Origin of the sequence: Maritimibacter harenae (genome assembly GCF_009882975.1) — a bacterium.
GTDB classification, from domain to species: domain Bacteria; phylum Pseudomonadota; class Alphaproteobacteria; order Rhodobacterales; family Rhodobacteraceae; genus Maritimibacter; species Maritimibacter harenae.
This window is the reverse complement of sequence record NZ_WTUX01000017.1, coordinates 726-15,760: the sequence shown is the minus strand read 5'-3', so window position 1 is coordinate 15,760 and position 15,035 is coordinate 726. Positions and strand designations below refer to the sequence as shown.

13 protein-coding genes and 2 pseudogenes are annotated in these 15,035 nt (G+C 55.0%); all 15 read left to right on the top strand.

Annotation, left to right across the window (positions count from 1 at the left end):
- Positions 1–38: 38 nt before the first annotated feature.
- The 15 genes and pseudogenes from GQE99_RS12485 (at position 39) to rfbA (ending at position 14,996) form a co-directional block, all read left to right on the top strand.
- A complete protein-coding gene (locus GQE99_RS12485) occupies positions 39–1,508 on the top strand; it encodes an O-antigen translocase (protein WP_202530795.1) in 1,470 nt (489 codons plus the stop codon).
- Between the two features lie 18 nt (positions 1,509–1,526).
- The gene (locus GQE99_RS12480; protein WP_161351966.1) at positions 1,527–2,582 is read left to right on the top strand and encodes a glycosyltransferase; all 1,056 of its coding nucleotides are present in this window, start codon (positions 1,527–1,529) and stop codon (positions 2,580–2,582) included.
- 73 nt (positions 2,583–2,655) lie between these two features.
- Positions 2,656–3,225, top strand: coding sequence for an acyltransferase (locus tag GQE99_RS12475; protein ID WP_235917227.1), 570 nt, complete (start codon positions 2,656–2,658; stop codon positions 3,223–3,225).
- A 3-nt stretch (positions 3,226–3,228) separates the two neighbouring features.
- Entirely contained in the window at positions 3,229–4,020 is a 792-nt protein-coding gene (locus tag GQE99_RS12470) for a hypothetical protein (protein WP_161351965.1), read from the top strand.
- Positions 4,021–4,033: 13 nt separating this feature from the next.
- On the top strand, positions 4,034–5,161 hold the full coding sequence (locus GQE99_RS12465; RefSeq protein WP_235917226.1) for a glycosyltransferase: 1,128 nt from the start codon (positions 4,034–4,036) through the stop codon (positions 5,159–5,161).
- A 51-nt stretch (positions 5,162–5,212) separates the two neighbouring features.
- Positions 5,213–6,298: a glycosyltransferase gene (locus tag GQE99_RS12460; protein WP_161351963.1), complete on the top strand. Its 1,086-nt coding sequence runs from the start codon at positions 5,213–5,215 to the stop codon at positions 6,296–6,298.
- Between the two features lie 14 nt (positions 6,299–6,312).
- Positions 6,313–7,359, top strand: coding sequence for a glycosyltransferase family 4 protein (locus tag GQE99_RS12455; RefSeq protein WP_161351962.1), 1,047 nt, complete (start codon positions 6,313–6,315; stop codon positions 7,357–7,359).
- 30 nt (positions 7,360–7,389) lie between these two features.
- Positions 7,390–9,369, top strand: a complete 1,980-nt coding sequence (asnB, locus tag GQE99_RS12450; protein ID WP_161351961.1) for an asparagine synthase (glutamine-hydrolyzing) — start codon at positions 7,390–7,392, stop codon at positions 9,367–9,369.
- 127 nt (positions 9,370–9,496) lie between these two features.
- Positions 9,497–10,453, top strand: coding sequence for an EpsG family protein (locus GQE99_RS12445; protein ID WP_235917225.1), 957 nt, complete (start codon positions 9,497–9,499; stop codon positions 10,451–10,453).
- Between the two features lie 55 nt (positions 10,454–10,508).
- A pseudogene (locus tag GQE99_RS12440) lies at positions 10,509–11,076 on the top strand (dTDP-4-dehydrorhamnose 3,5-epimerase family protein).
- Positions 11,070–11,608, top strand: a pseudogene (locus tag GQE99_RS12435) (dTDP-glucose 4,6-dehydratase); the annotation flags it as partial. The pseudogenes GQE99_RS12440 and GQE99_RS12435, both read left to right, overlap by 7 nt.
- Before the next feature lie 55 nt (positions 11,609–11,663).
- Positions 11,664–12,233, top strand: coding sequence for a dTDP-4-dehydrorhamnose 3,5-epimerase (rfbC, locus tag GQE99_RS12430; protein WP_161351958.1), 570 nt, complete (start codon positions 11,664–11,666; stop codon positions 12,231–12,233).
- Entirely contained in the window at positions 12,230–13,273 is a 1,044-nt protein-coding gene (rfbB, locus tag GQE99_RS12425) for a dTDP-glucose 4,6-dehydratase (protein ID WP_161351957.1), read from the top strand. Before rfbC ends, rfbB begins: the two co-directional genes overlap by 4 nt.
- Complete coding sequence (gene rfbD, locus GQE99_RS12420; protein ID WP_161351956.1) at positions 13,270–14,127, top strand: dTDP-4-dehydrorhamnose reductase; 858 nt, start codon at positions 13,270–13,272, stop codon at positions 14,125–14,127. The genes rfbB and rfbD overlap by 4 nt, the downstream gene beginning before the upstream one ends.
- Positions 14,124–14,996 (top strand): glucose-1-phosphate thymidylyltransferase RfbA, encoded by an 873-nt coding sequence (gene rfbA / locus GQE99_RS12415; RefSeq protein WP_161351955.1) that lies wholly within the window; start codon positions 14,124–14,126, stop codon positions 14,994–14,996. Before rfbD ends, rfbA begins: the two co-directional genes overlap by 4 nt.
- Positions 14,997–15,035 lie beyond the last annotated feature (39 nt).

The window sequence follows — 15,035 nt, the reverse complement described above, 5'->3', positions numbered from 1 at the left end:
AACCGGTGTCCGAGAATTCACGCGGCTTGTTCCGGTCCATGATGGTGATCGGTGGTGCCCAGGCGATCAACATCCTCTTATCCATTATACGGATGAAGGTGCTCGCGCTTCTCCTCGGTCCAACGGGGGTGGGCCTGCTCAGTATCTACAACAACCTGTTGTCCATGGCGTCCTCCGCGGCAGGCCTCGGCATGGGGTCAAGTGGCGTGCGCCAAATTGCCAGCGTGAAGGGCGAGGAACAGGCCTTGAGCAGAGTGCGCCGCGTGCTGCTGGCTGCGCACATCGTTCAGGGCGGATTGGCTATGGTGGCCGTGTGGGCGCTCCGCGAGCCACTTGCTAAATGGCTGATCGGAGATCCGGCATACACCACAGCGGTGGGATTGATTGGCGTTGCAATACTGCTTGGACTCCTTGGAACAGCCCAAACTGCGCTCCTGCAAGGTATGCGCCGGATTGGCGATCTGGGGCGCATCACTGTGTTCAGTGCTCTGACGGCCACTATTGTTGGCCTCACAGCAGTCGGGATCTGGGGCGAGAACGGCCTCATCTGGTTTGTGCTCATTCAGCCCCTGGCGACGATCCTGGTTGCCCTGCGGTACACGCGTCGATTGCCACCACCCTCATCGAAACGCCCACGCCTCGCCGAAACCTGGGAGATCTGGAAGCCCATGGCCAAGCTCGGGGCAGCCTTCATGCTGGGCGGGCTCGTCACGACAGCAACATTGCTGCTGGTCCGCCGCCGTATCACGCAGGAGCTGGGGCTGGAGGCGGCGGGACATTTCGCGGCAGCCTGGGGCATCACGATGACCTATGTCGGGTTCCTGCTGGGAGCGATGGGGGCGGATTACTACCCACGCCTGACGGAGGTCATCAAGGATCGTCCTACCGCAATCCGGCTGATGAACGATCAGGCGCAACTCGGCCTGGCAATCGGCGGACCGGTGCTCTTGCTATTGATAGGCTCGGCGCCCTGGGTCATCACGCTTCTTTACTCGGCGGATTTCGCCCCAGCTGTGTCCCTGCTGCAGTGGCAAACGGTGGGCAATGTTTTCAAGCTAGCCAGTTGGCCTCTGTCGTTTTCGGTTGTGGCGGCGGCGCGATCTAAAACGTTCTTTTTCATGGAACTCAGCTTTAACACTGTGTTCCTGACATTAACCTGGTGGCTCCTTCCTGTTCTTGGGTTGATGGTGACGGCCATCGCCTTTCTTGCCGGGTACATGGTGTATTTTGCAGCCGTGAATATCCTGGCGCACACGCTTCAGGGGTTTCGGTGGCAGGGTCTGTCGTTGGCACTGCTCCTGCTCCACGTCTCGCTCGCGACGGGCCTCCTGCTGGCTGCCCAGACTTTGCCCCATATTGCCGCAGCGGTCTCGATGGTTTTGGCGCTGGGGACCGGCGTCTTCGGACTGCGGGTCGTGCTGGCGAAGATCGGGAAAGAAGGACGCCTGCCGACACAACTTTATGGCCTGTTTGATCGGATCGGATGGCCGATCAAGGCTCCGGTTTGAACGAAAGATAAAAGTCTTATGACAGAGACGTCAGATAAAATGCCTGATAACGCGACAAGTCGGCCTCTGGTGACGTTTTTGCTTATTTCATATAATCAAGAGGATTATATTCGCTCGGCTGTAGAGGGAGCATTTGCGCAAAATTACGAGCCATTGGAGATTATTCTGTCCGATGATTGCTCAAATGATCGAACATTTGATATTTTGAAAGAGCTCGCCGAAAGTTACGACGGTCCGCATCGCGTCCATGTAAGGCAAAATACCAAAAATTCTGGAACGCTTCGCCATCTTCAATTGGCTGTAGATGAAGCAAAGGGTGCTTTTATTGTTCTTGCCGCCGGGGATGACGTGTCACGCCCAAACAGAGTGGAAAAGCTCTACGATGCCTGGAGCAGCCAAGGCAGCTGGGCAATCTTCTCAGATTTCGCAGATATTGATTACACAGGTAAGGTCACCAAGGAGCACAGTAAGTTTGAGGCGATTGGTGAAAAAAGGCACGGGTTAGCATCCTACATTAAAGGGCGCACAAAGGAGCACAATATAGTTCATGGCGCGACTTCTGCTTATGACAGGCGAGTATTTGAATACATTACACTGCCCGAGGACGACTACATTCTGGCCGAGGATGGTGCATTAAGCTTGTTGCTCCACATTCTAGACAAAGACGTCACATATATTGGCGCGCCGCTGGTGGAATACAGAAAACACGATTACTCTCTCACCAACTCGACCAGGCGGCGACTTTCATGGTCTAAACTGATCAAAGCAGAAGAAACGATCGCAATGTATGCCCGGTCTAGCTCTAACAGGTGCGCATTCATATTGGAATCTCATCGTCGTATGAATCAAGGCGAGGAACCAAGGATCGACATTGAATTAATTAAGAGGGATATGAATAATCAGCGACTGGTCGCTAATTGGTGGAATATGAATTCGCAGCAGAGATTGATGGCACTTCCCAAAATGGAACGGACTCTTCTTAGATGGGCATTTCCTCGGTTGATGCCAAGGCGTCTTTTTCTAGCCTTTAAGTTCATGGCAGGTTATTTTCGCCAGAAAGATGCAAAGCAATGATATGCTGCACAAATTATGTCTCTGAACCACTGCGTTTCCATGCTTCCTCAATTTGGTGCTAGGAAAAACTCGGATGAATGCTCTTCTAACGCTTCCTTATGGAATTGTTCGATTTCTGCGATTGATGCGTCGGCGTCTCAAGATAGCTGATCTTCGGCTGCGCGGCGTTTTGGTCGATTCGAGCGCAGCAATTCACCCTGGTGCTATTATCGAGCCATCGGGCGGGAAAATTGTTATCGGGGCAAGAACGTTTATCGACCATGGCGTTATCCTACGCGGTTTGGGAGGAACGATTGAGATTGGTGACGATTGCTCCGTTAATGCCTATTCGGTCTTACAAGGTGGTGGAAATCTGCGCGTTGGGAATGACACCCGGATCGCATCTCATACGGTCATCGTTCCGTCTAATCATGTTTTTTCGGACCCAGACATTCCAATCAGGGATCAGGGCCTACGCCAAGAAGGCATCCTGATCGAAGGAGATGTCTGGATCGGGGCCGGCGCCCGGGTCCTGGACGGCGTTGTACTGGGCAAGGGCTGCATTGTAGCCGCAGGCGCAGTCGTTACAGGCTCGGTTGCGCCCGGCACTATTGTTGGCGGTGTTCCCGCGCGTACGATCTCGGTGCGGGGCAAGGATGATTAGCGTATGTCTTTGATTATGGGACGATGCTTAGGCGTGATTGTTGTTTATGATCCATTGAGGGCATCGTCTGCAGTAGCGCGTTTTAAAGATTTTATCGCCAATTCATTTTCAGACCATTGTATCAGAGTAGTAACTAACCACCCCGGCATTAAGGGCGATATAGTCGGCAGTAACGATTGCGCCGAGTTCTCTGGATGGGAAGAGGGCATTTGTGACGAGGATTATGAAGAATATGATATATTTATCTGTGCGAATGATACTTTCAATACGAGAAGAGCCTTTGGTGAAGAGGAAGAAAGAAGATTCCTTGAAGAACTGGTAAAAGCCAGGTCGCATACAAGATCTTATCTTATTGGAGATTTGCACTGGCACATAAACCATAATTTTATAATGAGAAGGGAAAAGTGTGTACTAAAGTGGGTAAGGACCCACATATTTGCTATATCAACCGAGGCAGCAAAAAAGACTAGTGGTGTCGCGCTATCAAAAAGTGAAATAGTGTCGATGGTAAATGTCGATGGGGATGGTAATTTCGTACTTTCAAAAGACATTCCTGAGGTTGTTCGGCGGCGAGTCGAGGATTGGCTAAGACCAGCCGACCCTTCACTTGGTTGGCACGGCTCCCAACGCGCATCACGAAGTCATTTGACCCTGAAGGCAATGTGTGTTCTGCAAGAACTTGATCTTACTAGACGGTGCGTTGAGGCTGGCGTTCGCATCTATTCAACGGCGCGTGTTGGAAGAAGGGAATTCCTGTTGAGTATGGTATATAATTTCGAACATCGCGTTCTTTAACGAATAATTCTTTATGGGAATGCACACAATAGCACCCGAATCAAGAACCGACATAAGCGTATTTCTGATCACGCCTGACTCAAAGGAACGAGGCGGGCGCGAGCAGTTGTCACGCTTGATGGAGGAAAGTTTGCGTAACGTCACGGCGAACCGGATCGAAGTATTTCGCCTCCCCCGCCTTCAGGTCAAGACGCGTATGCTAGAACGGCTGTCGGGTCGGATTGACGGAATCACGGCGGAGACCGAAGCGTATCTGCTCAAACGCCTATCCCAAATCTCGCCAGATTGTATTTTCATAGATGGCTCCAATTTGGGGCGGCTTGCAAGATTACTGCGCAAATCTGGCATCACGCTGCCGATCGTGACCTTTTACCATAACGTTGAGGCCCGTTTCTTTTTCGATGCGCTGAGAGCCGCACCATCGGTACGTGCCTTGGGGGTGCTTTTCGCTAATACCATGGGGGAACGATGGGCCGCAAAATACTCTCATCGTCGCGTCCTTCTAAATGAAAGAGATGCACGGCTACACGCCCGCCTGTATCGCCGCGCAGGAACCGATCTCCTGCCCATGGCGCTGCGTGATCAATATGATCCCACAGCCGCAATGGCCGAACGCCCTTGGGACAAGCCGTATGCTCTATTTGTGGGCGGTGGCTTCTACGCCAATTTCGAAGGGATGGCCTGGTATGCTGAAAAGGTTGCCCCTTACGCGCCGCTCGATACGGTTGTCATAGGTCGGGGAATGAATGTGCACCGCACCCGTCTGGAGCGATGGGGCGGAGTGCATGTCGTCGGTGAGGTTGATGAAATGGCAATCTGGTATGCCCACGCGCAAATCATTGTTGCCCCCATTTTGTCAGGCTCGGGCATGAAAACTAAGGTAGCCGAAGCTCTCATGCACGGCAAACCAATCGCAGGTACTGCCGAAGCTTTCGAAGGTTATGATCTTGTGGCGGACGAAGGGCTCGACTGCTGTACGACGCCCGCAGATTTCCTGGGGGTCTTGCAGGGGGCTGTTTCAGTTGAAGCGGGGTTTGATCCTGAATTGCGCAGACGCTATGTCCAGTATCATTCGGGAGATTCGATGCGTGCAACGCTCAAAAGAATTCTCGAAAATGCGTGTCGTCACAAGATAACTTGAAGAACAAGATATCTCGAAAGCACGCTCACGCACCGTACCAGCAAGAATACTATGAAATTCACCGTCATTGTCGCACGCTACGCCATCACCGGCGTTCCACTCGCTCAGGCCCGGCTGGCCAGCGCTTTGGCCGCACGCGGCCATGAAGTTGATCTAGTCATCGGATATGTCGCTGAAGGCCTGCCGGTGCCGGAACTGGACGGTGTGACCGTACTCAACTTCAACAGGCCAAAGGCACGTAACATCCTGTTCGAAATGATGCGTTATCTGCGCAAAACGAAACCGGATGCGATCTTCTCCGCAGAAGATCACCTAAATGCAATTGTTATTGTCAGCGCGATCCTTTCAGGTTCGAAGGCTAAAATTAGTGGCTCATCCCGCGTGAACCCGTTCGACACTTACAGCACGAAGATCCATTCCAAACAATGGTTTCTAAAGAAAATCATGGGTTTAATTATGTGGCGGGCAACCGCTTTGACCTGTGTTTCGAAAGCGATGGTCGATCAATACCGTACCCTGTTTCGAAATGCGCCACATGTATGCGCTTACAACATCGTGGATACGCCGGCCGCCCGTGCTCGGATTGCGGAGGAGGTAGACCACCCTTGGTTTAACGATCCCACTATCCCCATTCTAGTCGCTGCGGGGCAATTGGGGCCTTGGAAGGGCTTTTCGGATCTGATTTGCGCTGTTCACATTGTAGCCCAAAAGCGGCCCGTTCGGCTGTCGATCTTTGGCGAAGGTGCACAGCGAGCGGAGCTGCAAGCGCTCATTAACCAGCTGGGGATGAGTGACAGCATCACCCTTGAAGGGCACGTCGATAATCCGCTCAAATATTTTGCGAATGCAAATGTTTTTGTGCTGTCTTCGCTACTTGAGGGCATGCCAAACGTTTTGATTGAGGCCATGATGGCGGGTTGCACCCCCGTGGCCACGGATTGCCCCACTGGGCCGCGTGAAATTCTCGAGAGTGGGCGATATGGCTATCTGGTGTCCGTACAGGATCCCCAAGCGCTAGCCGCAGGCATTGAGAGCGCCCTGAGCAAACCTGTCCCGGCCGAGGTTTTGGCAGAAGCAATCAAACCCTTTCAAGAGGACGCCGTTCTGACCGAGCATTTCCGGCTGCTAGGGATATGAAGCGCGTCTTACAGTTGATCCCGTATGATGCGATCGGAGGCGTCGAAGTGGCGGCGAAGTCCATTTATGCCGGTGATCATAACCGAGCCGATGGCGACCTGCGCTTCGAACGCCAATATCTCGTCAATCGCAAAGGGAGCGCGTGTGGGCCTGCGGACTATCACGGTCCCTATCGCAGTCTCTATGATCCGCGCCCCTATCTGCACGCCTTCTTTCGACTCTACCGCAAGCCGCCAGATCTGCTGGTCGCTTCCCTTTGGCGCTCCGCGTTGGTGCTGATCGTACTGAAGATGGCGCGACCCAAACAAAAGGCTATTCTTTTCTTGCACTTAGCCCATGATGTGCATTGGTTTGACCGCATCGCGAACCGGATCGCCATGCGCCTTGCTGATGGTATTTGGGCGGATTCTGCCGCGACGATGGACCAGCGCATTTCACCCAACCTACGTCACAAGGGCCGGGTGATTTCGTTTCTGCTTGAACGCCACTCCTTGCCTAAGGTTTCAGATCCGACCCCAGAATTCATTTTTTGGGGACGCCTCAGCCCACAAAAGGGTCTTGAGCGCGCGCTCAAGATTTTTTCAAAGATCGTGCGTCATGTTCCAGAAGCCGATTTCAAAATCATTGGCCCTGATGGTGGTTCGGAGAATGATTTGAAAGCGTTGGTCGAGCAATTGGGAATTTCAGAAAACATTACCTTCATTGGCGCACGATCTCGGGCGGACATTCGTACCATGGCTTCGCAAGCTTCCTTCTATCTGCAGACCAGCGTCGACGAAGGTATGGCTCTTTCGGTTGTCGAGGCAATGCAGTCTGGCCTTGTTCCTATTGTCACGTCGGTTGGCGAACTTGCGCGCTACTGTACTGATGGTAAGAATGCGATTCTCGTTCAAGAAGATAACGCTGCTGTCGATGCCGTAATGGCCCTATTAGCGGACCCGGATCGCTATAAGCGTATGTCTTTTGCGGCGGCCGAGTATTGGCAAGCGAAACCGCTCTACCGGGATGATTTCCTCGCTGCTGCGGCAGAGTTGATCAAAGGTAAGGCAAATAATGTGTAACACGGATCAACATGTGTAAGGCTGGCTGAGATGTGCGGGATTTGTGGACTTTTGTCGTCCGGGCCAGAGCCCTCTCTGGAGGGAACTGCACGCATAATGGCCGACTCCTTGAACCACCGTGGTCCAGACGCTGTCGGTGTATGGGCCGATCCTGAAGCAGGTGTGGCCATGGGACACCGCCGGCTTTCAATCATTGACCTCAGCCCGGCTGGCGCGCAGCCGATGATGTCGCCTTGCGGGCGCTATGTCATTGCCTTCAATGGTGAAATCTATAATCATCTCGCTCTACGTGACGAGCTGGAAACCATTGGCGCGGCACCTGCATGGAAAGGGAGTTCAGACACCGAAACCCTGCTCGCGGCAGCCACGCACTGGGGCCTTCGTGAGGCCCTGCAGCGCTCCAATGGCATGTTTGCTCTGGCGTTTTGGGACCGGCACGCACAGCAGCTTCATCTCGCACGTGACCGCATGGGCGAAAAGCCGCTCTATCTTGCGCGGCTTCCCGATGGTTTCTGGGCATTTGGGTCTGAACTGAAAGCATTGCTCGCTGTACCAAGCTTTGAGGCACGCCTATGTCGTGACTCCGTTTCGAGCTATCTTGCCTATGGCTATGTTCCTGAAACGCAGTGCATCTTTCAGAACGTGCGCAAAGTGCAGCCTGGACATGTGACTAGCTTGTCGTTGGTCGACGCGATGGACACAACTCTGCCCTTTGAGACCTTTAGCGATCTCCTTGATGCTGGCCTTGCTTCCCGCTTGTCAAACAATGCGAAATCGCTCGATCATCTTGAGTCAACACTCGGGCAGGTTGTCGAAGAGCAGATGCTGAGCGATGTCCCGTTGGGCTGCTTCCTTTCAGGAGGCGTGGATTCTTCGCTTATCGCTGCTTTGATGCAGAGCCGCAGCGTGCAACCGGTGCGCACATTCGCCATTGGTTTTAACGAGGCGCGGTTTAACGAGGCGCCACATGCTGCCGCTGTTGCCCAGCATCTTGGAACAGACCACACGGAATTTATCTTGTCCGAGCAGGACGCGCTCGACGTGATTCCTGACTTGCCAAAAATCTATGATGAGCCCTTCGCCGACTCATCACAAATCCCAACTGTCCTTTTGTGCCGCGAGGCTCGCAAAGCGGTCACGGTGGCCCTGACAGGGGACGGTGGCGACGAAGTATTTGGAGGCTACAACCGCCACGTAATTGGGCCGAAGCTCTTGTCCAGAATTCAACGCATGCCGCGTGGCTTTCGCCGTTCAACTGGACGGATCGTTTCGGCTTTCGGTTCGGCGGTAACTGCAGAGGATGGCTGGCCGCGCCGCATGGCTTCAAGGATGCGTCTGCCAATAACAGCACTGGACAAGGCCACTAAGCTCGCACCGCACCTAGGCGATATCAATGATCTATCTGCTCTCTATCAACATTTCACCCGGAGCATCTACGATCCCGAGAATCTAATGCGTGAAGCTAGAGGCGCGAACTTCACAGTGCCGCCTTTCCCTGTCGAGGGAGCAGAATGGATGATGGCAATGGACAGTGCCACATACTTACCTGGTGATATATTGGTGAAGGTGGACCGTGCAGCGATGGCGGCATCGCTTGAGACACGGGCGCCTTTTTTAGATGCGCGCGTGGTTGCAGCCGCCTGGGGATTACCACTCGAGATGAAGATCGCTGACGGCAAAGGCAAACAGGTACTCCGGTCCCTGCTTGATCGACACGTGCCAAGAGACCTCATCGAACGCCCGAAGCAAGGCTTTTCTATTCCTCTCGATCGATGGCTGCGCGGAGACCTGCGCGGTTGGGCTGACAAACGCCTTTCAGATGGTGAGCTTCTTGATCTGGCGGGTCTTGAACCTGCCTTGGTGCGTGAACTGTGGGCCCGCCATCGAAACGCCTCCTCAAACAACGGGACTAAACTCTGGACTATCCTTATGCTTCTCGATTGGCTGGCACACTATCGTCATTACCTTGCGGATGGAATGATCGCCGGCAATCAGGCTGCAGCATGTTAGCGGAAAAGAACTGATGCTGCCTTATTGGATTTTCTTCAGCGTTCCTGCAATGGTGGCTCTCTCGTCCTCCCCAAAAATGAGGTTACGGGCTGATGGGTTGCGCCCGCTACGGCCAAATGTCACGTGGATGCTAGTGATTGTTGCGCTCACTTTTGTCGTCGGATTTCGTTATGAAGTGGGTGGTGACTGGGAAAATTACTTCCGGTATCTATTGGCGGCTCAAAGCCTAAACTTCGCGGATCTGATTACCAAGGACGATCCAGGCTATTGGGCGCTAAATATTCTCTCGACACACCTCGGCCTAGGCATCACAGGGGTGAACACCTTTGGTGCTTTCCTCTTCACGATCGGCCTTGTGCTATTCTGTCGAAGTATGCCCCGCCCATGGTTGGCACTGGCCTGCGCTATGCCCTATCTCGTCACCGTTGTTGCAATGGGCTATACGCGTCAAGCTATTGCCTTGGGTTTGGTGATGATCGGTCTCGTCATGCTAGGCCATCAAAGGTTTGTGGCTTTTGCACTTTGGGTGCTGGCCGGAGCGCTGTTCCACAGGTCTGCCGTCGTGTTGCTACCGATTGCGGGTTTGACCATTTCGAAGAACCGTTTCTTGACCTTGTCACTTGTCACGGCGGCGACGGCGGTTGGCTACGTGGTCTTATTGGCGGACAGTGCTTCCCGCCTGATCCAGACCTATGTCGATCAGAATATTGAGTCTGCGGGTGCTTTCATTCGTCTTGCCATGAACGCAGTTCCGGCTGCTGTGTTCTTGCTTTATGGCAAGCGCTTCGCTTTATCCCCCCACGAGAGAAAGCTTTGGCTGATCCTATCGCTTATTGCGCTTTGCATGTTTCTCGCGTTCTTTCCAACTAATCTGAGTACTGCGCTTGATCGCATGGCGCTATACATAATCCCGCTGCAACTAGTGGTGTTTGCGCATCTACCAGATGCGATCGGTGTCTTTGGTAGACGAAATCAAGCCATAGTAGCTCTGATCCTGGCGTACTATGCCGCAATCCTATTCGTCTGGCTCAATTTTGCGACCCATTCCCGATATTGGGTGCCTTATCAGATCGGAACAGGCTGACGGCGCAAGGCAATATGGCTGACGTCCACCCTGAGCTACCGAAAGGGAGTAGTAGATGACAACCGTCCAAGAGACCGGCTTGGCGGGCATACTTTTATTCGATCCTGAACGTTTCGGAGATCATCGTGGCTTCTTTGCAGAAACGTTGAGACTACTCCGAGTTTGGTGTCGATATTGAGTGCGTGCAGGACAATCACTCCCTCTGCGACGAGGTTGGGACGGCGCGCGGCTTCATTTCTAGGCACCGCCGCACGCCCAAGCCAAGCTGGTTCGCTGTGCAAGAGGGCGCCTGTTTAACGTGGCCGTCGACGTTCGTAATGGCTCCCCAACTTATGGCAAATGGTTTGGCATTGAACTGAGCTTCGAGAACGGCAAGCAGTTGCCGCTCCCGACGGGGTTTCTGCACGGGTTCATGATCTTTGAGCCAGACACCAAAATCATCTACAAGTGCTCGGACTATTATGCGCCCCGAGTGTGATGGTGCCGTGCGTTGGGACAGCTGCGGCATTGAGTGGCCTCTCTCAGGCATCGCACTGGCTCTGTCGGAAAAAGGCGCAAAGGCACCGCTGCTTGGAGATATTGACTCAACCTTCTCATGGGACGGGAATACATATGAATCCTAGTAACCGGCGGCGCAGGCTTCATCGGATCTGCTGTGGTGCGCCAAGCGATCGGGCGTGTACATCAGGTGATCAACCTCGATGCACTGACCTACGCTGCATGGCTTGCCAATGTCGCAGAGGTTGCGGAGAGCCCACTCTCCACTTTCGAACAAGTAGTTTTCCGTGATCGTGCCGCGTTGGATCGGATTTTTGCGACCCACACTCCTGATCTCGTCATGCACCTGGCAGCTGAATCTCATGTTGATCGCTTGATCGACGGACCTGCGGATTTCATTGAAACGAATATTGTTGGGACCTTCAACATGCCGGAGGCGGTGCGCAAACCCTGCGAGATCCGCGACAAACCCAAAGACTTCCGCTTTCACCACATCTCGACGACGAGGCGTTCGGATCACTCCCCGCGGATTCTGCAGTCCAGTTCACAGAAGAGACGCCATATGATCCGCGTAGCCCCAACTCTGCCTGCAAGGCCCGTTCCGATCATCTGGTGCGCGCCTGGCACGAGACCTACGGCCTGCCGGTCGTACTTTCCTTAGGTTGACAGATTGTGACCTTCGGTGGCGACCCTTAAATAAGAGGCAACCTACATGGAAATCGAACAAACCCCACTGTCAGGCGTCGTCATCCTGACTCCACCGCGCTTTCGTGATCATCGTGGGTCTTTCTCCGAAAGCTGGAACCGGCAGCGCTTGGCCGACCTCGGAATCGACATCGATTTCGTTCAGGACAACCACTCGCTGTCGCACGAGGCTGGAACGTTACGGGGGCTGCATTTCCAAACCCCACCGCATGCTCAGGCCAAGCTGGTGCGCTGCGGCCGCGGCGCGCTTTTCGATGTGGCCGTCGACATTCGCCACGGGAGTCCGACCTACGGCCACTGGGTGGGCGTCGAGTTGAGCTTTGACGACGGTCGGCAATTGCTGGTGCCCGAAGGCTTCCTGCATGGGTTCGTGACCCGGCAGGCGGATACCGAGATCATCTATAAATGCTCCAATTACTACGCCCCCGACTGCGATGCAGCCGTGCGCTACGATGATCCGGACATCGGCATAGACTGGGGCCTTGAGGCATCACCGGTGCTGTCGGAGAAGGACGCTGCCGCGCCGCGGCTGCGCGATTTACCCGCATATTTCGAATGGGAGGGGGAAAGGGATTGAAACTTCTCATCACAGGGGGATGCGGCTTCATCGGTTCCGCGGTTGTGCGTCTTGCGGTCGCGCGAGGGCATCAAGTGGTTAACCTCGATGCACTGACTTATGCTGCGTGCGCCGAGAACGTGGCCGAGGTGTCGCAAGACCCGGCCTACAAGTTCGAACATGCGGATATCCGCGATCGAACCGCACTTGACAGGATCTTTGCTACCCACGCCCCCGACGCGGTGATGCACCTGGCAGCTGAATCTCATGTCGACCGTTCAATCGACGGGCCAGGTACCTTCATTGAGACAAACATCGCGGGCACCTACCAGCTTTTGGAGGCCGCCCGCGCCAATTGGGTGGAGCGAGGCAAACCTGAAGCATTTCGTTTTCACCATATCTCCACTGACGAGGTCTATGGGTCGCTTGGGATCGAAGGACAGTTCACCGAGGATACGCCTTATGACCCGCGCAGCCCATACTCGGCTTCAAAGGCGGCCTCCGACCATTTGGTCCGCGCCTGGGGCGAGACGTACGGCCTGCCAGTGCTCCTAAGCAATTGCTCCAACAATTACGGTCCCTATCATTTCCCGGAAAAGCTGATCCCCGTGATCATCCTGAACGCACTGGCGGGCAAGCCGCTGCCGATCTACGGTGATGGATCGAACATACGGGACTGGCTATTCGTCGAAGATCATGCCGACGCGCTGCTGATGGTGCTGGAACAGGGCAGTGTGGGACGCAGCTACAATATCGGTGGCGAGAACGAGTGCAGCAACCTTGATCTGGTGCGTATGATCTGCGCGATACTTGATGAAAAGCGCCCGCGTGCGGAAGGCCCCTACGCCGACCTGATCACGTTCGTCGCCGACCGGCCAGGCCATGACGCGCGCTATGCTATCGACCCAACCCGAATCCGGGAGGAGTTGGGTTGGCGGCCATCGGTCACGCTCGAACAGGGGCTGGCGCGCACGGTCGATTGGTATCTGGCCAACGAAGATTGGTGGCGGGCGTTGCAGGACCGCGCCGGCGTAGGTCAGAGGCTGGGTCTCACCGCATGAGGCTGTTGGTCTTTGGACAAACCGGCCAGGTGGCGACGGAACTGGCGCGCCGGGCGCCCGAAGCCGTTTTCCTCGGGCGCGAACAGGCCGACCTAGCCAATCCGGTCTCCTGCGCAAGCGCGATCCGTACTCACATCCCCGACGCGGTGATCAATGCCGCCGCCTACACCGCTGTCGACCGTGCCGAGGGTGAGGAGCAGCTTGCGACGCGGGTCAATGGGTATGCGCCAGCGGAGATGGCCCACGCTTGCGCCGCGCTCGACATCCCAATGATCCATATCTCGACCGACTATGTGTTCGATGGCTGTGGGAGCACGCCATGGCATCTGGATGGCATTCCCACGCCAAAAAATGCCTATGGTCGGTCGAAACTGGTCGGAGAGCAGGCGATCGCCAAAGCGAGGGGGCCCCACGCAATCCTGCGCACTGCATGGGTGTTCTCGGCTCATGGGAACAATTTCGTGCGTAGCATGCTGCGTCTTTCGCAGACACATGAGGTATTGCGTATCGTCGATGATCAGGTTGGCGGCCCGACGCCTGCGGCTGACATCGCCGCTGCCTGTCTGTCGATGGCTGCTCAGCTAAAGTCCGATCACGACAAGACTGGCACATACCATTATACAGGTGCGCCGGACATTAGCTGGAAGGGCTTCGCCGAAGAAATCCTCACCATGGCGGGGCGTGATGCAACCGTCACGGGCATTCCCACGACCAAATACCCGACACCGGCGCAAAGGCCGCTCAATTCCCGGCTTGATTGCACCACCACGGAGATGGTTTTTGGCTTGCCGCGCCCCGACTGGCGCTCCGGCTTGGTGGATGTTTTGACAGAACTCGGAGAGATTTCAGCATGACAAATCGAAAAGGCATAATTCTGGCCGGTGGGAGCGGCACACGGCTCTATCCCGTTACCATCGGCGTGTCGAAACAATTACTGCCGATTTACGACAAGCCGATGGTTTATTACCCGCTGTCGGTCCTCATGCTGGCGGGAATCCGCGAGATCGCGGTAATCACCACGCCCCAGGACAGTGAGCAGTTCCGACGCGTGCTGGGCGACGGCAGTCAGTGGGGTATCGAGCTCAACTACATAACCCAGCAAAGCCCCGATGGCTTGGCGCAGGCGTATACTCTGGCTGAAGGCTTCCTTGATGGAGCGCCTTCGCTCATGGTTCTTGGTGACAACATCTTCTTTGGCCATGGCCTGCCCGAGTTATTAAAAAGCGCTACGACACGTGACGCAGGCGGCACCGTCTTCGGATACCGCGTGGCGGACCCGGAACGTTACGGCGTAGTTGACTTTGATGCCAAAGGCACCGTGCAGGGGATTATCGAAAAACCAAAGGACCCGCCGTCGCACTACGCGGTGACTGGGCTTTATTGCCTCGATGGCACGGCACCCGAGAAGGCCGCGCGCGTCACGCCCTCTGCGCGCGGTGAGCTGGAGATTACCGCACTCCTGCAGATGTACCTGGAAGAAGGCGCGCTTACGGTTGAGACGATGGGGCGTGGCTATGCCTGGCTAGACACCGGAACCCACGCCAGCCTCCTTGATGCGGGTAATTTCGTGCGGACGCTTCAAACTCGGCAAGGCCTGCAAACCGGGAGCCCTGACGAAATCGCGTTCCGGCATGGCTGGATCGACAAGAAGGCTCTTGTCGACCGTGCCGAGCGGTTCGCAAAGAATGATTATGGCGCGTATATCAGCACGCTTATGGATTGAAGCTCGCAAAGTCGAAGTGCCGATCGAACCGGGATCACG